Annotated in this window: 20 protein-coding genes; 7 read left to right on the top strand and 13 right to left on the bottom strand. The window is 73.8% G+C overall.

Features of this window, described 5'->3' with window-relative positions:
* Nucleotides 1–33: 33 nt before the first annotated feature.
* From CP981_RS23345 to CP981_RS23310, 9 genes are all read right to left on the bottom strand, one after another.
* Nucleotides 34–1212, bottom strand: coding sequence for a methyltransferase domain-containing protein (locus tag CP981_RS23345; RefSeq protein WP_167536134.1), 1179 nt, complete (start codon nt 1210–1212; stop codon nt 34–36).
* A 10-nt stretch (nt 1213–1222) separates the two neighbouring features.
* Nucleotides 1223–1357, bottom strand: a complete 135-nt coding sequence (locus tag CP981_RS39225) for a hypothetical protein (RefSeq protein WP_280116721.1) — start codon at nt 1355–1357, stop codon at nt 1223–1225.
* 199 nt (nt 1358–1556) lie between these two features.
* The gene (locus CP981_RS23340; RefSeq protein ID WP_085926266.1) at nt 1557–2411 is read right to left on the bottom strand and encodes a helix-turn-helix domain-containing protein; all 855 of its coding nucleotides are present in this window, start codon (nt 2409–2411) and stop codon (nt 1557–1559) included.
* 23 nt (nt 2412–2434) lie between these two features.
* Nucleotides 2435–2959, bottom strand: coding sequence for a DUF6879 family protein (locus CP981_RS23335; protein ID WP_085926267.1), 525 nt, complete (start codon nt 2957–2959; stop codon nt 2435–2437).
* Nucleotides 2928–3173 carry a hypothetical protein gene (locus tag CP981_RS23330; protein WP_085926268.1) on the bottom strand — a complete coding sequence of 82 codons (246 nt, stop codon included), beginning with the start codon at nt 3171–3173 and terminating at the stop codon, nt 2928–2930. The genes CP981_RS23335 and CP981_RS23330 overlap by 32 nt, the downstream gene beginning before the upstream one ends.
* Nucleotides 3174–3413: 240 nt before the next feature.
* Nucleotides 3414–4001, bottom strand: coding sequence for a GNAT family N-acetyltransferase (locus tag CP981_RS23325; RefSeq protein WP_085926301.1), 588 nt, complete (start codon nt 3999–4001; stop codon nt 3414–3416).
* An 8-nt stretch (nt 4002–4009) separates the two neighbouring features.
* Complete coding sequence (locus tag CP981_RS23320) at nt 4010–4585, bottom strand: YrhB domain-containing protein (RefSeq protein ID WP_085926269.1); 576 nt, start codon at nt 4583–4585, stop codon at nt 4010–4012.
* A gap of 138 nt (nt 4586–4723) precedes the next feature.
* Complete coding sequence (locus CP981_RS23315; RefSeq protein ID WP_425282218.1) at nt 4724–7942, bottom strand: sacsin N-terminal ATP-binding-like domain-containing protein; 3219 nt, start codon at nt 7940–7942, stop codon at nt 4724–4726.
* Nucleotides 7943–8551: 609 nt separating this feature from the next.
* On the bottom strand, nt 8552–9457 hold the full coding sequence (locus tag CP981_RS23310) for a DUF3027 domain-containing protein (RefSeq protein WP_085926271.1): 906 nt from the start codon (nt 9455–9457) through the stop codon (nt 8552–8554).
* Nucleotides 9458–9825: 368 nt separating this feature from the next.
* Between CP981_RS23310 and CP981_RS23305 the strand changes: the two genes are divergently transcribed.
* The 4 genes from CP981_RS23305 (at nt 9826) to CP981_RS23290 (ending at nt 13464) form a co-directional block, all read left to right on the top strand.
* Complete coding sequence (locus CP981_RS23305; protein ID WP_341873686.1) at nt 9826–11277, top strand: MFS transporter; 1452 nt, start codon at nt 9826–9828, stop codon at nt 11275–11277.
* A gap of 70 nt (nt 11278–11347) precedes the next feature.
* Nucleotides 11348–11851 (top strand): hypothetical protein, encoded by a 504-nt coding sequence (locus CP981_RS23300; RefSeq protein WP_085926272.1) that lies wholly within the window; start codon nt 11348–11350, stop codon nt 11849–11851.
* A 13-nt stretch (nt 11852–11864) separates the two neighbouring features.
* Nucleotides 11865–12602, top strand: a complete 738-nt coding sequence (locus CP981_RS23295) for a futalosine hydrolase (protein WP_085926273.1) — start codon at nt 11865–11867, stop codon at nt 12600–12602.
* A 10-nt stretch (nt 12603–12612) separates the two neighbouring features.
* Nucleotides 12613–13464 carry a 1,4-dihydroxy-6-naphtoate synthase gene (locus CP981_RS23290; protein WP_085926274.1) on the top strand — a complete coding sequence of 284 codons (852 nt, stop codon included), beginning with the start codon at nt 12613–12615 and terminating at the stop codon, nt 13462–13464.
* 60 nt (nt 13465–13524) lie between these two features.
* On the opposite strand, the gene CP981_RS39220 is transcribed toward CP981_RS23290, so the two are convergent.
* Nucleotides 13525–13908 carry a cold-shock protein gene (locus CP981_RS39220; protein WP_085926275.1) on the bottom strand — a complete coding sequence of 128 codons (384 nt, stop codon included), beginning with the start codon at nt 13906–13908 and terminating at the stop codon, nt 13525–13527.
* Between the two features lie 225 nt (nt 13909–14133).
* On the opposite strand from CP981_RS39220, the gene CP981_RS23280 reads away from it, so the two are divergent.
* A complete protein-coding gene (locus tag CP981_RS23280) occupies nt 14134–14394 on the top strand; it encodes a hypothetical protein (RefSeq protein WP_208852971.1) in 261 nt (86 codons plus the stop codon).
* Here CP981_RS23280 and CP981_RS23275 read toward each other — a convergent pair.
* Both CP981_RS23275 and CP981_RS23270 read right to left on the bottom strand, forming a co-directional pair.
* Nucleotides 14349–14996, bottom strand: coding sequence for an HAD family hydrolase (locus tag CP981_RS23275; protein ID WP_085926276.1), 648 nt, complete (start codon nt 14994–14996; stop codon nt 14349–14351). The genes CP981_RS23280 and CP981_RS23275 overlap by 46 nt on opposite strands.
* A 58-nt stretch (nt 14997–15054) precedes the next feature.
* Nucleotides 15055–16218 carry a hypothetical protein gene (locus CP981_RS23270; RefSeq protein WP_085926277.1) on the bottom strand — a complete coding sequence of 388 codons (1164 nt, stop codon included), beginning with the start codon at nt 16216–16218 and terminating at the stop codon, nt 15055–15057.
* A 177-nt stretch (nt 16219–16395) separates the two neighbouring features.
* On the opposite strand from CP981_RS23270, the gene CP981_RS23265 reads away from it, so the two are divergent.
* A complete protein-coding gene (locus tag CP981_RS23265) occupies nt 16396–18894 on the top strand; it encodes a helicase C-terminal domain-containing protein (RefSeq protein ID WP_085926278.1) in 2499 nt (832 codons plus the stop codon).
* Between the two features lie 85 nt (nt 18895–18979).
* Here the strand turns inward: CP981_RS23265 and CP981_RS23260 are convergent, their stop codons facing one another.
* The gene (locus CP981_RS23260) at nt 18980–19528 is read right to left on the bottom strand and encodes a hypothetical protein (RefSeq protein WP_085926279.1); all 549 of its coding nucleotides are present in this window, start codon (nt 19526–19528) and stop codon (nt 18980–18982) included.
* Nucleotides 19529–19950: 422 nt separating this feature from the next.
* On the opposite strand from CP981_RS23260, the gene CP981_RS23255 reads away from it, so the two are divergent.
* On the top strand, nt 19951–21027 hold the full coding sequence (locus CP981_RS23255; protein WP_085926280.1) for a peptidoglycan-binding protein: 1077 nt from the start codon (nt 19951–19953) through the stop codon (nt 21025–21027).
* Nucleotides 21028–21083 lie beyond the last annotated feature (56 nt).

The following is a 21083-nucleotide window of genomic DNA, read 5'->3' as shown; positions in this document are numbered from 1 at the left end:
ACGTGGGGCCTTCGTCGTTGGTACGGGAGGAAGTCAGCCCGTGACCGGAATCGGGTGTCCAGGGCTGTGCAGCCATGGCGTATGGCTGCCATCCGTGCCCACGGTCATGCCGAACGCTTCCGGGCCGGGGCGCTCCGCGTACTGCCACCACTGGTAGGCCGCTTCTACTTCGTTCCACAGGCGGCGGGGCCCGTGCTCCCACACGGTGAATCGCTCGTCTGGCTGCCCGTCCCAGTCGATGGCCGCCCATGAGGTGGCGTCGGTGGTCGCCACCCACAGACGAGAGGCCACGCCGTCTACGTCGGGATTGTCGTGCCATGCCCACCACACGTCACGGAGCTGGAGACCGATGGCGAACTGTGCCGCCCAGTCGTCTCCGGTGACGGACCAGGGGGCGAGGCGGGTGGTCCGTTCGTCGGGTACGTGGTCGTCGTGCACCACGTCGCGGAAGATCCGCAGATCGGTACGTTGGCTCCGCATGAGCATGAACGCGGAGTGCGGGTGGAAGTGGCCGGCGGCGGCCCCTTCGGAATCCGCGGTGAGCCGTAGCAGTCCGTAGCAGAGCCACGGTGTCTCCCAGGGCAGCAGCATGATCCCGCCCGGCGCCATACCGGCCACCCAGCCTCGGGGAACGCTCCGAACGGAGCATGTGGCCAGGAAGCGGTCCGGGGCGTCGTCCGGACCCAGCGCCGCCGCGTCTCCGGTGATGACTCTCGGTTCCAGCCCGGCGGCCTTCAGGTTCGCTCTCGCCCGGTCGGCCAGGGCTGGGTCCACCTCCACAGTGGTCACGAGATCGGAGCCCAGCCGATGAGACAGAAGACCGGCGTTCCAGCCGGTTCCCGTTCCGATCTCCCGGACCCGTTCCCCGCCTTGAAGGTCCAGCATGTGCAGCATGCGGAAGACGATGGACGGGGCGGACGCGGAACATGAGGGCCAGCGGTCGCCGTCCCCGGGGTCCGTTCCGTCGTTGACCTGGGTGATCACGGGTGCGTCCGCGTAGGCGGCATGCAGCCACTCCTCCGGGGACTTCAACCGATCGCACGGGGTGAGGTCGTCGCCCAGCCACACCGTGCCGGGGAGGAAGCGGTGGCGGGCCACTCCCTTGAGGGCTGCTTCCCACTCCGGCGTCAGGGGGTGCGGCAGCGTGTCGTTCAGCCTGCCGAGCAGGCCGCGGATGGCGGCCTGCTCGGCGGCTCCGGTGTCGGTGTTCATCCGGAGGTTCCTACTTCCCCTTGCCGTGCTTCGGGCCCGGGTTGGGGTCCTTGGTATCGGATGACGGCTTGGCCGTGCCCGGGTCCTTGCCACCCGCGTGCTTCCCGTCGCCTCCGCTTCCGCCCTTGCCTGTTCCCCATCCCATTCCTGACTCCTTCGGTCATTGGTGCGAATGTGGTGGTGCAGAGCCGCCCTGGCCGTCGGCCTGTCCAGGGTTTCCGCCGCCAGGGCGGGCGTTGTTCCCGCCCCCGAAGGGATGCCTGCGGGGGCGGGTGACCGGCGAAGTACACGCTAGGAAGGACGGGCCGTCGCCCCCAAGGGAGTTCTACGTTGTTGCACGGCAGTTACTGGCTCAGTGCTTGGATGGCCTCGGTCACCAGCACCCGTGCTTTTGCTCCGTACACCGCCAGTTCCCGCAACTCCATGAACGCCTGGACGTACATGGCCACTTCTCCCGGAGCGGTCAGCGTCACTTGCGCTGTGAGGAGTTCCACGTGCACGCGCTGATCATCGAAGATGTTGAAGCTTTCGAGCGTCCACATGCTGCGCTCTCGCGCCGTGAAGGGGATCACTCCGAGCGAAACGGCGGGCAGCGACATGACTGACAACAGGTGCCCCAACTGGTCTGCCATCGCCTTCGTGTCCCCGATCCGGTGCCGCAGCACCGATTCCTCGACCAGCATGGTGAAGCGGTGCCCTGCGTCATGAAGGACACGAGCCCGTGCCATACGCGCCGCCACTGCTTCCGGAGTGTCGTTCGGGGTGCTGTGGAACCTGCTGATCACCGACAGGAGGGCGGAGGCGTACGCGGGCGTCTGGAACAGCCCTGGCACCACATGCGAGGCGTATCCCCGCAGCAGCTTGGTCCGCTCGTACAGCGGGATGCGTGACTCCTGGAGGCGCCGCAGGCCGGTGCGTTGGAGCCGCTTCCACTCCAGGTACATGGAGTCGGCTGTGCGTGATGCAGCGATGACGTCGGCCGCCTGGTCTCCGGCGTCGCAGGCTTCGCACCATTGCTGAACGTCTGTGTCGGATGGCGGAGTCCGTGCGTTCTCGATGCGGGAGACCTTGGATTTGTGCCAGCCACAGCGCTCAGCCAGCTCATGCCCCTTGAGCCTGGCGTCCAGACGGACCTCTCGAAGCCTCGCTGCCACGGCCTTGCGGGCGGTCTCGACGCTGGATGACTGATAGTTGGGCATGAGCCGGCTGGTCGTTTAAGCGGTCAGATTTCGAACCGTTCGTGCGGGGTGGCGCGCTCCCACACGGTCTCGAAGGCGGCGGCGCAGAACTTGATCACTTCCTTGTCCTCGTTCAGCTCGTGGCCGGCTGACGCACCGTCGCCGCTGAAATGACCGAACCGGATCAGCCGGTCATCGAGCAGCCAGAGGTCCGCGCCGGGCAGGGCAAGCGTCGCGGCGTCCCTTCTGGGCAGCCAGCGCACCTGTTCCCCGGCCTCGACGTTGAGGTACGTACCGGCGTGCTCGTAACGGATGTATGCGCTGGCCGGGAGAGAGACGATCCGAGCGCGCCGCATGGTCACGCCGCGCCCTGCCGCCTCTCGTACCAGGTTCAGCCAGGGGCGGCGTCGCTCGATGGACTCAGCGCTGATGTGGCCGTGTGTCTGCCACTCCGCGAAGTCGTCAGCCTCGGATGCCACGCCGTACATGTCACGCATCTCAAGGTGCACCGCTGACCGATGGCAATCCTTGATCAGTTCACTGAACGGCGGAACGCTGCCCGGCTTCATCACACGCCTTTCTGATCAGCGGCACCATGCGGGCCGGAATCCGGATCACCGCCTCGTTGTCGGGGATGTGCCCGACGGTCAGGCATTCCTGCTCGGTGGCGGCGTCAGCCTTCCAGCCCTGAAGCACGAGATCCGCTGATGTGTCGTCCACCCACACGGTCGGGCAGTCGTCGCCGTTGGTGTTGGGGTCCTTCCCGAGGAACAGTAGAGCCATAGCCGTGACTCCTGCCTTGTCGGTTGCGTCTGGTGGCACGAGCCTCGTGTTTGCCGTTGATCAGCGCAAGGGGCAGGTGAGTCACGAACGTTCGCCACGCGCGCCCCCCGTGGTGACGGGGCTGCCGCCCGTGCTCCTCCCTCAGTCGAACCACCGCGCCCGCGCCAGCTCCTCCTCCCCCGGTCCGGGTCCTCCAGGAGGGCGGCGACCTCGAAGCAGCGGGGCCACTCCCCATGCCACTCACACATCACCCTGGACACGAGCGTGAAGGTGCATATCGTGCCAGCCGTCCTGCTGTAGACGGGCGCTGCGGCGGGTGCCCTCCAGGGTGAAGCCGGACTTGGTGGCTACTCGGCAGGAGGGCTCGTTGGCGGTCGAGTGGGCGAGTTCGAGGCGGTGGAAGCCGGTCTCGTCCAGGGCCCAGGCGGCCAGCGTGGCGAGGGCGCGCGAGGCGACGCCGGTGCCGCGGGCGTGCGGCAGGACCCAGTACGCGCACTCGGCTTCGCCGTGGTCCAGATCCATCCGGCGCAGGCCCGCCCGACCGAGGATCTCGCCGTCGTCGGCCCGGGTGATGGCCCACTGGGCGTCCCGTTCCTGCTGCCAGGAGCGGTGGGCGGCGGTGATCCAGTCCTGCGCCTCCGCCGGGGACGTGACGTGGCGCATGTGCCATTGCCGGATCGCCTGGTCCTCGAAGGCGGCTTGCAGGACGGGGGCGTCGGTCATCTCCCAAGGTCGCAGCAGCAACTCGCCGCCGGGTGAACGGAGGGTGGGCTGAGGAGTGGCCGAGAGGGCGCCGGCGGGGAGGGTTGGAGTGATCGCGAGAGGCATGGGCAGCATCATCTCCCTGTCTTGGAGCGGTACTCAGGTCCGCGGATGGTCCGCACGGACAGCACCGGGTTGAGCGGCGGCACCAGCTCCCGGGTGGCGACTTCTACGAGGTTTGCCGGGGCATCGCCGTCCTGCAAGGCGGTCACGTACGCGAGGGTCTGGGCGGGCGTCAGCTCCGGGAGCCGCTGGCGCAGGGTGCGCATGGCGGGCATCCGTCCGCGGGCGGCCGCCACCGCCCGGACTTCCTCGTGCAGCTCGTCCACCGCGGTCCGTACGGTCTGGCCCCGGATCCGGACTCGGTAGTCCGTCTCCCAGGCACCGGAGCGCGCGGAGGGGACGCCGATCTTGTGCAGACTTCCGTCGACGCGGTCCACCAGATACGGCCCGTTTCCGGCCAGCATGAAGCGCGAGTTCCGGGTCCGCAGATAGTCCTCGGACGTCCAGGCGACGATCCACACCAGTTCGTGTTCCCGGACGTGCGCCACAGCCATGCGCATCGGGTCCAGTCCCAGCGCCAGCTCCCGCTGATGTTCGCGTTCCAGCTCTTCTTCGACTAACCGAACGGCGGCGTCTCGATCTATCACACGGGCAGCATCGCTCACGGAATCGGGCGAGCACCAACAGGTTTTCCGCCCCGCCAGGGCCCCGCCTGAACCGCCGCCGTTCCGGAGGAACCGGAACGGCGGCCGAAGCGATGGCGGTGAACGGCCGCGCCGCCCCCTCTAGTCGAACCACCGCGCCCGCGCCAGCTCATCCCCCCGCTCCGGGTCCTCCAGCAGGGCGGCGACCTCGAAGCGGCGGGGCCACTGGCCCGCGGCCCAGGCCAGGCCTGCTGCCACGCCCTCCAGGGTGGCGGCGTGCAGGGTGCCGTCGGGGGTGTAACGCCAGTCGAGTTCGGCGGTGGCGTCGGGGCCGTCGCCGACGAGGAGTTCCTCGTGTTCCAGGTAGGTGTCGGGGGTGGCGGGGCCGAGGAGGGTGCGGACGACGTCCAGGACCTCGTGGCGGATGCCCTCGGAGCGGACCTCGGCGCTGACCGCCTCGCTCAGGCGCCGTACCTGGAGCAGCTCGGCCAGGGCGGCGGCGCGGGCCGGGCGGACCGGGAGCAGGGCGTGGCCGGCCGCCAGCGGCACCAGGTCCGGGGCGTCGGCGACCACGGCGTCCGCGGCGTCGACCACCTGGACTTCCTGGTCGCGCACGGTCCGCAGCTCGTCGGGGAGGGTCACCTGGTCGGGGTCCAGGTCCGCCAGCAGGCCGTAGAGGGCGTGCAGTTGGGCGGCGCCGACGGTCAGGTCCGGGTCGGCGAACCGGGCCAGCAGTTCGGCCGCGCCGCCCGGCTCGTCGAGGAGGGCGGCGACCGAGGTGCGGACGCCGAGGGCCCGGAGCACCTGGGCGTCGACGTCGCCCGCGTCGGCGGACTCGTACAGCCCGGACAGCAGCGGGTCGCCGCCGGCCGACCGGAGACCGGCGGGCCGGCGGCCGTCCAGCACCGGGTGCCCGCGCAGCCACCAGGCGGTGTACGGGCGGACGGATTCGGTGGTGCCGTCGGGGAGCAGGACCCGTACGGGTGCGGTCAGGGCGTCGCGCAGCGGCGGCTGGGACAGCATCGCCAGCACCTGCGGCCAGGCGTCGTCGTCGACCAGGTCGAGGTCGCGGACGGCGACCAGTTCGGTCACCACCGGCGGGACGGGGGTCTCCGGCAGCGCGTCGAGGATGTCCTCGCACCAGACGTCCACCGCGTCCAGCAGCCCGACGTCGTCGGGCTCGGCGAAGTCGCCCTCCCGGGGCTCCATCTCGTCCGGGTCGAGCACCACATCGGTGGCCCGGACCAGCGCGAAGGCGGCCATGACGCCCACGGCCGTCAGCGGCTGCTCGCCCCAGCGTTCGGCCAACTCCGCGTCACAGGCCGCGATTTCGCCCTCCCGGATGACGCGCTCGAAGGCGCTGCCCGGGTAGACGAGCTCGCCCGCCGGTGCCAGCTCGCCGTCCTCGTCGGGCAGCGCGAGCGCCCCGAGCCAGGGCTCGTCGCCCGGCGTGAGGTTGGCGTCCCGGACCAGGCCGAGCACTGTCTCCGCCAGCTCCTCGGCGCCCAGCGGGGCCCCCGGCCCGTCGCCCAGCTCGTCGGCGAAGACGTCGTACGCGTCCTCGTCGGCCTCCAGGGAGTTCGCCACCGCCGCCCGCACCTGGGGCGTGGTCAGTACGGCGCGCGGGGCGGCCGGGGTGGCGCCCAGCTTCTCCAGCAGCGGGTGCACCGCGTCGGGGTGGGCGACCTTCAGACCGAGCCGGGCGAGCGTGCGGTGCCGGGCCGCGGCGTCCTCGTCGGGTCCGCCGCCGGGCAGCGGCAGGAGCACCTGACGCGGCCCGATCGTGGTCCGTACGCCGCCCTGCGCGCCGCCGGGTGCCTGGCCGGCCGTGCCCGCGAGCGGGACGGGCAGCCCGGTGAGCCGGTCCGGGTCGGTACCGGCCAGCGCGTCGTAGAGCCGCCACCACCAGCCGGGCGACCGTTCGACGCCGGCCAGCCGGTCGATCATCTCGCCGAGCGGCACCCGGGCCACGCCCAACGCCCGCAGCTCCGGTCGGCGTTCGAGCCCGGCCGGCAGCAGGCTGGGGAACAGCTCCGCCAATACGCCCACCGCCGCCGCGCCCGCGCCCTCCACCAACTCGGCGTCCACCGGGCGCAGGACATACCGGTCCACCCCGCCGTCGCCCTCGTCCCACTCGTCCGCCGGCGCCGCCTCGGGCTCGGCCGGACGCCCGCCGGCCGGCGCGCCCGCGCTCGGCAGGAACCGGACCCGCGGCAGCAGTTCCAGCACCTGGCGGCGCAGCTCACCGTCCAGCCCGCCCTTGCCCAGCGGGCCCGGCACCAGATCGAGGGTGCCGACGGACACCGGCTGCCAGTCGCCCAGCAGCGCCGCATACGTCGCGGCCACCCGCCCCACCAGGAAGTCCGTCAGCGCGCCCGGCGCGACATGGCGCCGGGTCGGCTCCAGCGGGAACGACGCGATCAGCAGCGCGGGCAGCCCCAGCGGCTCGTCCGTCGGCGTCGGGGCGTGCACCACCGCCGCGGTCCCCGGCCGCACCGGCGCGCCCTCGCCGTCCACCGGCACCGCCCAGGTCACCGACCAGACCGGCCGCAGCCGCTCCTCGACCGGCCGGTCCGCCAGCAGCGCCGGATCCAGCGACCCGCCGTCGCTCGCCACCCGCCACCGGGTCGCACCCCGCTCACTGTCCTCGATCAGGACGTACGGGCCGTCCTGGCTGCGCCGCAACTCCCGTACGCCCTCCGGGGTCTCGACCACGACCTCGGCCAGCCCCGGCAGCGTCAGCAGCAGCGCCGCATCGATCCCGGTCAGCAGCCGCTCGGCGAGATCCTGCGCCGCCACGTCCCGCAGCGGCAGCACGACGGCGGTGTCATACCCCTCGGGCGCGCCGCCCTCCGCGGGCAGCGGCAGCCGCAGCAGCGGGACATGGCCGTCCCGGCGGCGCAACTCACCGCCCAGCCCGGGGCTGTGCGCCGCCACCTCCTCGGCCATCGCCCGCGCCTCGGCCAGCGACCAGCGGACGCCGCCGGTCCGGCCCACCAGCGCCGGCTCATCACTCACCGACAGCACCGCGGCGAAGCCCACACCGAACCGGCCGACCGCACCGGCCGCCACACTGGGCTCCCGCTTCGCGGATGCCCGCAGCGTCGACAGCGACTCCACGCCGGTGGCGTCCAGCGGGGCACCGGTGTTGGACGCGACGAGTACGGCGGGCGCGTCGCCGTTGGCCGCGTGCAGGGTCAGCCGGAGCCGTCCGGGGACACCGGCCCGGGCCGCCGCGTCCGCCGCGTTCTGCGCCAGCTCCACGGCCAGCCGGTCGCGGTAGCCGCCGAGCGCCAGGTCCTCCTCGGCGTTCGCGTCCTCCCGGAACCGGGCCGGCGAGGCGGCCCAGGCATCCAGCACACCACGCCGCAGTCGGGCCGTCCCGAACGGGTCTCCGGCTGCGCCTCGCACCCACGACGTAGCTGTCACTGTCGGTCTCCCTTTAAGCGTGTGTCGGTGGGCCGACGGTATCGCCCCACGTTGTCGGGTTGCTCGCCGTGCCTCTTCTGTTGTTTCGCCTGTCGGCGGGAGGGGGTGTTGTGGGGTGGGGCCCCGGTATGTGGTGGGTGCCGGGTGTGCGGCCTCCGGGGTGGGTGTTCGGACTGCTTCGCTTTACGTCCGAACACCCACCCCGGAGCCCCCACACCCTCCCGTCGGCAGAAGGGACCCCACCCCTGTGGGAAGGATTGTTAAAGACCAGTAGCAGCCACGCCACGACGCGGCCGAACTACTGGTCTTTGACATCTCCCCCACCGGACGGAGGCCGCCAACCGGACGGGAGGGGGCGGCCCGGAGGGGCCTGTGTTGTGGACGTAAAGCGAAGCAGTCCACAACACAGGCCCCGGAGGGCCGCACCCGGCACCCGCCACAACCAACAAGCGGCCCCCGCCCAAACACACCCACCCCCGCCGAAGGCGGAAACAGGGCACGGCGGGGCACCCGACAACGTGGGAAGCGGGCTACAAGCCCCTAGCTGTGGCCGAGCTCCTCGGCGGGCCCGGTCTCCTCGACGGACCCTCCGTCCCGCTCGGGACGCAACGACAACGGCTCGACAACGGTCTCGTCGACAACCGGCGCGGCAGGCCGCGGCGGTTTAGGCATGACGGCCGCCTCCGAATGCGCCCCGCACCCGTACGCGAGGGAGACCACCCGGCCGTCCGCCGGGGAGAACTCGTTGGCGCAGACGCCGAACGCCTGGCCCAGGGAGCCGGGCAGCGTGGTGAGGAAGCCGCAGGTCACGCAGGTGGCGGGGGCCGCCTGGGCCATGGGGGTGCGGGCGCCGTAGGCCTCTTCCCAGCGGTCGGCGGCGGTGTGCAGGCCGTAGCGGGAGAGCACCCGGGCGCGGCGCATGCCCAGTTCCTCGGCGACCGCCGCGATGCTGCCGCGCTGGGGGGCGGGCTGGACGGCGGGTGAGCCCGGGAGGACGTCCGCCTCCTCGGTGTCGGCGACATCGGCGGCCATACCCTCGGCGACCGGGGAGTTCGGGGGCGGGACGTCCTCGCCGGTGAAGCCGGGCTCCAGGCGCAGGTCGTCGGCCTCGGTGGGCAGCAGATCGCCGGGGCCCATGTCGCCGGGGCGCAGCCGCTCGCTCCACGGCACCCACTCGGGCGCGAGCAGGGCGTCGGGGCCGGGCAGCAGGGCCACCTCGTCGAGCGTGACGCTCTTGGCGCGGGAGGCCCGGGCGACGGTCGCGGCCCAGCGCCAGCCCCGGTAGCCGGGCTCGTTGCAGGCGAAGAGGTGGGTGACGACGCGGTCTCCGTCGGCAACGGCCTCGATGTACTCCCCCACCATGCCGGGCAGTGCGGCTTCCTCCGCCGCCGCCCTCGCAAGGTCAACCGCCTCGGCGCACAGGCGGTCGGGGGTACGGCTTCGCATCGCAGCACTCACAAGAATCGATTCTCTCTTCCACGCCGTCTCACGAGTGCGCCAGCCGGAGCTGTCCTTGTCCTGTCCGGACGACCGGCGGTGCCGGGGCGGGCGGAGCGGACCTGGGGACCGCGTCGACGTCCGCGCCCGGTCGTTTCGGTCGAGCGCACCTCTTACGTCCCATTCTGCGGGATCGCGCGGAGGCACGCGGCCAAGAACGACCGCCGGTGGCGCGCTACACACGCTACCCCTTCAACGGTGGACGACCCCTCGGTGGGAGCGGCAAATGTCCACAGCCACGACCGCGGGCCGGTACGCCCCGCGCGCCAGGGCGGAGAAAGTGCCCCCTCCTGGGCGAGTTGGGGCACTATGACCGGATGGCTGCCGCACGGGCGTCGAAGGTGTCGAAGGTGTCGAGGACAGCAGGGAAATCGTCACGGGTCTCGCGTGCCTCGACGCGCGGCGGGGACGGGCGCAACCGGGTCCGCCGGGCGGGCCGGGCCGTCGGCCGTGCGCTGCACCGGCCGTTCACCGGCGCGGCCCGCGGGGTGCGGCGGGCCACGCATGCGCACGGCGCCGGGGAGTCGGGCCTGGGCAAGCTGATCGAGCTGCATGCGGTGAACTCGGCCGGCGACATGCTGATCACCGTTGCGCTGGCCTCGACGGTGTTCTTCTCGGTGCCGACGGATGAGGCGCGGGGCCGGGTGGCGCTGTATCTGGCGGTCACGCTGGCGCCGTTCGCCCTGCTCGCACCGGTGGTCGGGCCGCTGCTGGACCGGGTGCCGCACGGCCGCCGGGCGGCGATGGCGGGCGCGATGCTGGCGCGGGCCGTGCTGGCGCTGACGATGTCCGGGGCGGTCACCACCGGGGGGCTGGAGCTGTATCCGGCGGCGCTGGGTGTGCTGGTGTCGTCGAAGGCGTACGGGGTGGTCCGCAGCGCGGTGGTGCCGCGGCTGCTGCCCCCGCGGATTTCGCTGGTCAAGGCCAATTCCCGGGTGACGCTCGCGGGGCTGCTGGCGACGGGGGCGGCGGCCCCGGCTGCGGCCGGGCTGCATCTGATCGGGCCGAGCTGGCCGCTGTACGGGGCATGTGTGGTGTTCGTGGCCGGGACGGTCCTGTCGTTCTCGCTGCCGCACAAGGTCGACTCGGCGAAGGGTGAGCGCCGGGCCCGGCTGGCGTCCCGGGACGCGGCGGCGCGCCCGGCGGGCGGCGGGCGGAAGCCCGGACTGCGCACGGTCGGCCCGTCGGTGCTGCACGGTCTTCAGGCCAATGCCTGTCTGCGGGCGCTCTCCGGTTTCCTGACGTTCTTCCTGGCCTTCCTGCTGCGGGAGCATCCGCTCGGCGGGCTGGGCCCGGCGGCCTCGCTCGGGCTGGTGGTGGTGGCGGCCGGTACCGGCAATGCGCTGGGGACGGCGGTCGGCGCCTGGCTGAAGGCCCGCGGGCCGGAGCGGATCATCGCCGCGATGCTGGGACTGGCGCTCTGCGCGACGGTGCTCGCGGCGGTGTTCTACCAGGCGGTGGCGGTGGTCGTGGTGACCGCCGCGGCGGCGGCCGCGGGGTGGTGCCAGGCGCTGGCGAAGCTGTCGTTGGACGCGATGATCCAGCGCGATGTGCCGGAGGAGGTGCGTACCTCCGCGTTCGCCCGGTCCGAGACGGCGCTCCAGATGGCGTGGGTGGTGGGCGGCGCGATCGGGATTTCGCTGCCGCTGATCGGCGCGCTGGGGATGGCGGTGGCCGCGGGGCTGGTGGCGCTGGGCGTGGTGCTGGCCGTACGGGGACTGCTGAGCGCGGCCCGGCGGGGCGGTACGCGCAGCGCCCGGGTGGCCTGACCGGCGACGGACGGCGCGGCACGCCGCACCCGGGCGTGGCGTGAGCCGAGGCGCCAGATAGCCTGCCCGTATGACCGCTGCGTTGATCTCCTGGGGCAAGGGCCGCCGTGCCGCTGCCGCCATCGGTGCCGTGTCCCTGGGTCTCATCACCCTCTCCGCCTGCGAGAAGCCGACCGCGCTCTCGACCGTGACCGTCGGTTCGTCGACCGTGACGGCCGAGGCCACCCCCGGCTGCGACGGTGGCGGCAAGGTCCTGTCCAAGAAGGACGTCTCGGCCTGCCTGACCAAGAAGGGCGGCAAGACGATCACCGTGCACCCCGGTGAGAAGGTGCGCGTCGGCGTCGACCCCGAGGTCGCCAAGTCCGGCTGGATCGTCATCGGTGCCGGCCCGGTCATGCGCGAGCCCAGCAAGCAGACGTACCGCAGCTTCGACGCGGACACGCTCTTCATGCAGCAGAACCCGCAGACCGGCCAGACCACGTACTCCAAGGACGTCACCCTCCAGGTCGCCGAGCTGGGCGCGGGCGAGGGCCCCAAGACGATGTGGCACTTCACGCTGAAGCAGGAGAACTAGGAACACCGGCCGCATGAGGCGGGTCCTGGTCGTCACGGCGGTTGCGGCCGAGCGTGACGCGGTGTGTGCCGTGGCGGGGTCCTGCGCGGCGGTGACGCTGCCCGGCGGGCAGGAGCTGCGGCGGGCCGCCGGGCTCCCGGTGGCGCTCGACGCGCTGGCCGCCGGCGTCGGTCCGGCCGCCGCGGCCGCCGGCACGGCCACCGCGCTGACCGCCGCCGCCCTCGCCGGGCAGCCGTACGACCTGGTGGTCTCGGCCGGTATCGGCGGCGGCTTTCCCCCCGCCGCGCCGCTGGGGTCGGTGGTGGTCGCGGAGGCGATCGTCGCGGCCGACCTCGGCGCGGAGACCCCCGACGGTTTCCTCCCGGTCACCGAACTCGGCTTCGGGACGGTCGTGCACCGCCCCGACCCGGCGCTGGTGCGGGCCGTCGCGGCGGCGGCCGGCGCGGTGTCCGGCCCGGTCGTCACGGTCTCGACGGTCACCGGCGGCGCGGCCCGCGCCGCCGAGCTGGCGGCACGTCACCCGGGGGTGCTGGCCGAGGCGATGGAGGGCTTCGGGGTCGCCGAGGCGGCCGCCGCCCACGGGGTGCCGGTGCTGGAGATCCGCGCGGTCTCCAATGCCGTCGGCCCCCGCGACCGCGCCGCCTGGCGCATCGGGGACGCCCTCGCCGCGCTGACCGGCGCCTTCCGTACGCTCCCCGGAGCCCTCACGGCCGCCACCGGTCCGGCTCCGGAATCTCCCCCACGTCCTTGAGGAGGACCCCGTGACCCGGCCGCTGAACATCGCGTACTCGCCGTGCCCGAACGACACCTTCGTCTTCGACGCGCTGGCGCACGGCCGTGTCCCGGACGCGCCGGAGCTGGCGGTCACCTTCGCCGATATCGACCTCACCAACGGCATGGCCGAGCGCGGTGAGTTCGATGTGCTGAAGGTGTCGTACGCGGTGCTGCCGTGGGTGCTCCAGGACTATGCGCTGCTGCCCTGCGGCGGGGCGCTCGGGCGCGGCTGCGGGCCGCTGGTGCTGACCCGGGAGCGGGGCGCGGCCGCGGATCTGGCGGGCAAGACGGTCGCGGTGCCCAGTGAGCGGTCCACCGCGTATCTGCTGTTCCGGCTGTGGGCGGCGGCCGAGGTGCCGGGCGGGGTCGGGGAGATCGTGGTGCTGCCGTTCCACGAGATCATGCCGGCCGTGCGCGACGGCAAGGTCGATGCGGGCCTGGTCATTCACGAGGCGCGCTTCACGTACCAGAACTACGGCCTGTCCTGCCTGGCCGACATGGGCGAGCACTGGGAGCACACCACCGGGCTGCCGATCCCGCTCGGCGCGATCATCGCCAAGCGGTCGCTGGGCGAAGGGACGTTGCGCGATCTCGCGGCGGCGGTCCGCAGTTCGGTCCTGATGGCCTGGGACGATCCGGCGGCCTCCCGGCCATATGTCCTGGAGCACGCGCAGGAGATGGACCCGAAGGTCGCCGACCAGCACATCGGGCTGTACGTCAATGAGTTCACCGCCGACCTCGGCGAGGACGGCTATGCCGCGGTGCGCGGGCTGCTCACCCGCGCCGCGGCCGAGGGGCTCGTTCCGCCCCTCGGCCGCGATGCGCTGAGCTTTGTGTGAGAGCTGCCGGTGTGACGGCCGCGGGTGCGGGCGGGGTGCGCCGGTCCGCGGCCGTGCGCGTCAGACGTCCATCTGGTCGGCGACGGCCCGCAGCATGCCGGCGATCTTGGCGCCGTGCACCTTGTCCGGGTAGCGGCCCCGTTCGAGCTGCTGGGTGACGTTCTCCAGGAGCGTGGTGAGGTCCTGGACGATCGAGGCGAGTTCATCGGGCTTGCGGCGCTGGGCCGCGGCCACCGAGGGGGCGGGGTCGAGCAGTGTCACGGTCAGCGCCTGGTCGCCGCGCTGGCCCGCGACCACGCCGAATTCGACGCGCTGGCCAGGCTTGAGTGCGGCTACGCCGTCGGGCAGCACCGACGAGTGCACGAAGACGTCACCGCCGTCATCGCGGGAGAGAAAGCCGAAGCCCTTCTCACTGTTGAACCACTTGACCTTGCCGGTAGGCACGTCTGTCCTCGTCTTCGTACTCGTTGGAAGATAACTGGGCCGGGTCTACTGCGGAATCTGCGGGCTGGCTTCCTCTCCGCCCGGGCGAGGCCGGGGTGAAGAGGTCTGGAGAGCAATGCAGCGGGCCGCAGGACCCGCCACCCCAAGGCTAATGGTCCCAAGGCCGGTGACAAGACGCCGCCGGGTGGATCCTCCGTGCTTCTGGCCCGGACTTACCCTGGTCAGGTGTCTGACGAAACGCCCCTTGCCGGGGATCTCCTGGTCCGAATCGGCGCGATCATGTTCCTAGTTGGCGCAGCGGCCACTCTCGCCACCGTGGCCCCGCTGTTCCTGGGAACCGATCCGCTGCCGTCCGTCTTCTACGGCGTGTGCATGCTGATGGGCGCCGGTTTTGTGGTGGCGGCGGCCGGAGTGATCCGTTCCGCGCTCGCGCAGCGCCGTCAGATGGCGGCCGCTTCGCCCCCGTCCGCCCCCTCCGCCACATAGCGCGCCAGCCAGGACGGAAACTCCGTCAGGTCGCCGAGCACCACCTCGGCGCCGGCCGCGCGCAGTTCCGTGGCGTCGCACGGGCCGGTGGCGACCGCGACGGACAACGCGCCGGCGGTGTGCGCCCCGACGACGTCACCGATGTGGTCGCCGACGTAGACCTGCGCCTGGTGCTTGTCCAGCGCCTCGGCCTTGCCCGCCGCCCACAGGGAGCCGACGAGGGCGTCCACGTCGAGCCCGAGGTGTGCCAGGTGCAGCTTGGCATTGGGCTCGTACTTGGCGGTCACCACGATCGCCCGGCCGCCCGCCCGGTGCACCGCGTCGATCGCCTCCCGGGCGCCGGGCAGGGCGGGCGTCGCCGCGATCGCGAACTCCGGATACAGCGACCGGTACAGGTCGGAGATCTCCGCCACCCGCTCCGCGGGGAACCACCGGCGGATCTCCTCCTCCAGCGGAGGCCCCAGCCGGCTCACGGCGAGATCGGCGTCGACGAAGGTGCCGGTCCGGGCGGACAGCTCGTGATAGGCGGCCCTGATGCCGGGGCGGGAGTCGATCAGCGTCATATCGAGGTCGAAGCCGACCGTCAGGGTGTGTGCAGCCATGCCTGCCATTGTGCCCGCGGCGCCGGGCCGGTCACCCGGCCCGGTGCACCGCGCCCGTTCACCGCGGAATCCGCCGCATCCGCCACACCAGGAACAGCGCCGAGGCGACGGCCGCCACCCGCGCCATCACCGGCAGTCCGGCCAGCATCTCCGCCCCCAGCCGGCCCTGGGCGAGGGGCTCGCCCCACCGCCCGTCGAACCGGCCCCACAGCCACACCACCAGGCCGCCGACGACGGTGCCCGGCACCCCTAGCGCGGCGAACTTGGCCTCGGCGCGGGTCAGCCGCCGCGAGACGTAGGCGAGCCCCCAGCCGCCCGCCAGCGCGAGCCACGACCCCAGGGCCGCACCGGCCACCAGCAGCAGCACCGCCAGCGTCAGGACGGGGCTGAGCGGGGCCCGCGCCGGGGCCACGACCTCTTCCGCGGCCTCGGCCTCGGCCGGGGGCGCGGGGGCGGGGCGCCGGCGGCCCAGCGCACGCCGCAGCATCCGGGGCAGCGGGCGCTCCGCCGGTCCGCCCTGGTCCGCGGCCTGCCCGTCGGCCCCGGCGGCCCCGTCCGCGCCGTCCTTGGTCAGTGACAGCGGGCGCTCGTCCTCGGGCCGGTCCCACATCTCCGGGATCTCGATCCCGCCGACGAACCCGGGCACCGTCTCCCCGGGCCCGAACGGCGCCGGCTCGACCCGCCACCAGTCCGGTGCGTCCTCGGCGTCACCCAGCTCGTCGGCGCCGGCCAGGTGCGGGGGCAGGCCGACGGTCGGCGCGGGGCCCGGCGCCCCGTCGCGCGGTGCGGGGACCGAGCCGCCCGTGGGCGCCTCGCCGTTCCCGGCCGCCTTGCCCGTCAGTCCGCTGCGCGCGGCCAGGCCGGTGAGCTTGTCGCGGGCGCCGCTCCACCGACGGGGCGGCTCGGCGGGCCGTGGGCCGAGCGGCACGGCGGGCCCGTCGGCGGTCCCGGTGCCCTGCTCCTGCCGCGTCGCGCCGCTCCAGGCGGCTCCCGGCACCCGGTCGTCCGCGCTCCCCGCGGCCGCGACCACCGCCTCCGGCGTTCCCAGCCGGGCCAGCAGCCGCTTCACCCCGGACACCGAATCGGCCTGCTCACCGTCGATCTCGGCCCGGAGCCCGGTCACCAGCCGCATCCGGGTGGCGGCGGGCAGCCCCCGCTGCTGGGCCAGGTCGCCCACCCGGCTCAGATAGTCAAAGACGAGCTGATCACTCTCGATCCCCACGAAATCCCCTGCGGCGTCCGCTGGTTGCTGCCCCGACGGTACCGCTTCGGCCGGCGGCCGGGCCGGAGGCGGCCCGGGGGCGGCGCAGCGGGTGTCCTACGGATCGGGGCGGGACCGGGGCGGCGCCGTGCGGCCGCGCGCTCCCCCGTCTTCCCCGGCCCCGCTAACGTAGGACGAATGACCGGTACACCCCGCACCCTCGCCGAGGAGCTCAGGACCCGCACCGACCGCGGGCTCGCCGGGCTGCTGCGGGCACGGCCCGACCTGCTCAATCCGGTGCCGGGCGATGTCACCCAGCTCGCGACCCGGGCCGGCACGCGGGCGTCGGTGGTCCGCGCCGTGGAGCGGCTCGACCGGTTCGTGCTCCAGACCGCGGAGGCGCTGGCGGTGGCGCCCGACCCGTGCCCGTACGACACGCTGGGCGCGCTGATGGGCGGGGACGCCGGGGACCCGGCGGTCGCCGCCGAGCTGCCCCGGGCGGTGGCGGAGCTGCGGGCGCAGGCGCTGGTGTGGGGCCCGGACGACCGGCTGCGGCTGGTGCGGACGGCCCGTGAGCTGCTCACGCCGAGCCCCGCGCACCCGTCGCCGACCGGCCTGGGCCCGACCGTCGCCGAGGCCATGGCGGGGATTTCGCCGGGGCGGCTCCAGGAGATCATCGCCGCGGCCGGGCTGCCCACCACCCACGACCCGGTCACCGCGGTCGCCGCGCTCACCACGCTGTTCGCCGACCGGAACCGGATGGCGGCGCTGCTGGACACCGCGCCCGCCGAGTCCGTCGCCGTCCTCGACAAGCTGCTGTGGGGCCCGCCCTACGGTGCGGTCACCGACCGCCCGGCCCCGCATCTGCAATGGCTGCTGGACCGGGGCCTGCTGATCCCGTCGGGCGCCCGGAATGTCGTGCTGCCGCGGGAGGCGGCGCTGCATCTGCGGGGCGGCCGCGCCCATCGCGCCGCCGAGCCGGTCCCGCCCGCGCTCTCGCCCGCCACGGAACGTGATCCACAGCTTGTGGACAACGCCGCCGCGAGCCAGGCGTTCACCGCGCTCGCGACCGTCGAGGAGCTGCTCAAGGAGTGGGACCTGGGCGGACCGGCCGTCCTGCGGGCCGGCGGGATGAGCGTCCGCGACCTCAAGCGGACCGCCACCGCCCTGGACACCACCGAACAGCTCGCCGCCTTCTGGCTCGAACTCGCCTACGCGGCCGGGCTGATCGCCTCCGACGGCGAGGCCGACGAGCGGTTCGCGGCCACCCCGGCCGCCGAGGAGTGGCTCCAGCTGCCCGACCACGCGCGCTGGGCGGAGCTGGCGGCCGGCTGGCTCGCCGCGACCCGCGCCCCCGGGATCGTCGGCACCTCCGACGCCAAGGGCCGCGCGCTCGCCGTGCTCGGCCCGCACCTCGACCGCTCCCCCGCCCCCGAGGTCCGCCGCCGCGCCCTCGCCCTGCTCGCCGCACTGCCGCCGGGCACCGCCGTCCCGGCGTCGGCCGTACTGGCCCGGCTGCGGTGGGAGCGGCCGCTGCGCGGCGGCGCCCCGGCCGCCGGACAGCTGCCGGCCGACGACGCCACGGCCGCACCCGGCCCCGCCGACGACCTCCGCTCGCGGCTGGCCCAATGGACCCTGGCCGAGGCCGAGTTGCTCGGCGTGACCGGACGCGGCGCCCTCTCCACCCACGGCCGCGCCCTGATCGACAGTCCGCCGGACAGCACCGCGCCCACCCCCGCCGAAACCACCGCCGCCGCGACCCGCGCCGCCGCCCTGCTCGCTCCGCTCCTCCCCGAGCCCGTCGACCACGTCCTCCTCCAGGCGGACCTGACCGCCGTCGCGCCCGGCCCGCTGCGCCGCCCGCTCGCCGAGGCGCTCGGCGTGCTGGCCGACATCGAGTCCAAGGGCGGTGCGACGGTCTACCGCTTCACCCCCGGGTCCGTACGCCGTGCCCTGGACGCCGGCCGGTCCGCCGCCGAGCTACAGGAATTCCTCGCCGCCCACTCCCGCACCCCGGTCCCCCAGCCGCTCGCCTACCTCGTCGACGACGTGGCCCGTAAGCACGGGCAGCTGCGGATCGGCGCGGCCGCCGCCTATGTCCGCTGTGACGACGACGCGCTGCTGTCCGAGATCCTCGCGGACCGCCGCGCCGCGGCCCTCCGGCTGCGCCGCCTCGCCCCGACCGTGCTCGCCGCCCAGACCTCCCCCGACCAACTCCTCGACGGCCTCCGGGCGATGGGCTACGCCCCGGCCGCCGAGTCGGCCGCCGGTGACGTCCTGATCGCCCGCGCCGACTCCTACCGGACCCCGCCGCGCACCGCCCCCGCCCCGGTCCCGGACGGCCCGCCGTCCCCCGACCCCACCCTGCTCGCGGCGGCGGTCCGCGCCATCCGCGCCGGCGATCTCGCGGCGACCGCGGAACGCAAACCGGTCCAGGCGCCCGCCCCGGCCCCCGGCGGCTTCCCCCGCACCACCTCCGCCGAGACCCTCGCCACGATGCAGGCCGCGGTGCTGACCAACTCCGCGCTCTGGATCGGCTATGTCAACGCCGACGGCGCCGCCAGCCAGCGCGTCATCGCGCCCGTACGCGTCGAGGGCGGCTTTGTGACGGCGTACGACCACACCTCCGACGAGGTGCGGACGTACCCGCTGCACCGCATCACCGGCGTGGCGGAACTGGCGGACGACTCGGTCTGAGCGGACGGCGGACGGACGGGCCGGTGCCCGGCCGCCCTTTCCGGACGGCCGGGCACCGGCGGGGATCAGTCGGGCCGCGGCGGGATCAGCGGGGCCAGCCGCAGTGGACGTGGGTGGCGTGTCCGGCGCTCCCCGGCCCGAGGACCTCGGTGGCGCCGAGCTTCCGGCAGGCGGCCATCAGGTTGCGGTGCGGGGCGCCGCTGCCGACATGGCGGCCGTTGATGTAGTTGATGTCGAAGGCGAGGCCGGCGTAGTGGCGGGAGCGGCTGCTGTGGTCACCGCCGACGATCTCGGAGACCGCGATCCGGTAGCCGTACCGGGTCCGCAGCTTCAGCATCCCGTTGAGCATCCGGGTGTCCAGGGCGACCCGGCGGTTCGGCCGGTCGCCCCAGGGGCTGGTGAGCGCGCCCTTGCCGTGGGCGGTGTCGACGAGGTTCTGCCGGGCGGTGGACGCGGCGTGCCGGCCGCCGGCGTGGGCGGTGGCCGGCGCGATCCCCTTCGTGGCCAGGATCTGCCGCGCCAGCGCGGCCCGGCCGGGGGCAGCGGTGGCGGAGGCGGTGGCCGCGGTGCCCATGAGGGCGGCGAGGGCAGCGGCCCCGGCGATCAGGCGCGGGGCGAGGGTGCGTACGGACATGAGTGACTCCTTGTCAGGTGCGGGTGGTTGCTGTCGGCGCGGCCGTCGCCAAGGCGGCGGGCGCGGTCCCGGCCGTGGGGCAGCGGTCCCGGCAAGGGCGGTAGTTACCCGAAAGGGTGATGTCAGGGGCATGGTCGTCTCCCGCGTTTTCCTTGCCGCACAGGTGCGTTGAACCCCTTCGCTCCCGGATTCGCGCAGGCCGGCGCACCCCTGGGCCAGGGGTGGGAACGGAGCGGAGGGTGCGCGGCCCGGCCGGCGGCGCCCTTCAACGATGCAGCACCGGCGGGGGACTTCACTACGATCTGCCGGGCTCCGGCTCATGCATCGATGCAGCTCCCCGATGCACCCTGCTGACCTGCGCTTATGCAGCAGTGAGCGGCCGAGCGCGACAGCTGAGGACTTTCGAACACCCCGGGGGAAGCATGACGGGACCCACCGCACCGGACCGGGACGCGGTCCGCGCGCTGGCGGAACTGCTCAGGAAGTGGTGGGAGTTGTCGGCGCGGGAGGGCCGGCCGAAGCCCACCCAGCAGTCACTGGCCGGCCGTCTGGGCATCGACCAGACCACCCTCTCCCGCTATCTCAACCCCCGGCACCCCTCCACCGCGCCGCTCAGAACCGTCGAACTCCTCCACACCGTGCTGCGCGCACCGGCCGCCGATCTTCCCCGGGCCCGCGCCCTGGCCGAGGCGGCCGCGGCCGGAGCGGCCCGTAAGTCTCCCCGCCCGTCCGGCGCCGCCCCGGCGGACAGCCCGGTCGCCCCCGCCCCGGCGGACGGCCCCGATGCCACGGCCGCGAGCCCACAGGCCCCGTCCGCCGGGCCGCCGTCCCCCGCCCCGGCCTCCGCCTCGTCCCACCTGACCGCCTCGTCCCCTCTGACCGCCCCTCCCCCCGCTCCGGCCCCGGCGGCCCGTGTCACCCGCCGCACGGCCGCCGCCCGCGCCGTCCTCGCGTTCCTGGGCGTGCTCACCCTCGGCGGCGGTATCGGCCTGGGCTGGGGGGCGCTCGCCCACCGCGCCGGCCAGGACGGGCCGCCGGTCGCCGCCGTGGCCGCCTCGGCGGGCGCCACGGCCTCCGGCTGGCCGCTGGCGCGCAGGGGTGATCTGCTGTGGAAGGCCCGTGCCGTCCAGTACCTGCTCCGGGCCCACGGCCATGACATCGAGGCCGATGGCGATTTCGGGGTCCGGACGGCGGCCGCGGTGAAGAAGTTCCAGGCCGCCCACGGTCTACTCGCGGACGGCAAGGTCGGCGCGCGGACCTGGTCGCATCTGATCATCCGGATCGATTCCCGGCACGCCCCGCAGCAGGCGGTCGTGGCCCTCCAGTACCTGCTCGACAACAGCGGCACCGCCACCGACATCACCGGCCTCTTCACCCCCTCCACCGCCCGCTCCCTGGAAACCTTCCAGCGCGACCGGGCCCTCCCCGTGACCGGCGTCGCCGACCGCGACACCTGGCGGGCCCTCCTCACCTCCCAGGGGCCCGGCATCCATCGCTGACGGCCGCCGCGGCGATGCGGCACACTGGACGTTTGGCCGTATCTGCGGTCGATGTC

Source organism: Streptomyces platensis, from assembly GCF_008704855.1.
Lineage (GTDB): Bacteria > Actinomycetota > Actinomycetes > Streptomycetales > Streptomycetaceae > Streptomyces > Streptomyces platensis.
Note: the sequence above shows the minus strand (reverse complement) of the source record. Positions and strands in the feature narration are given on the sequence as shown.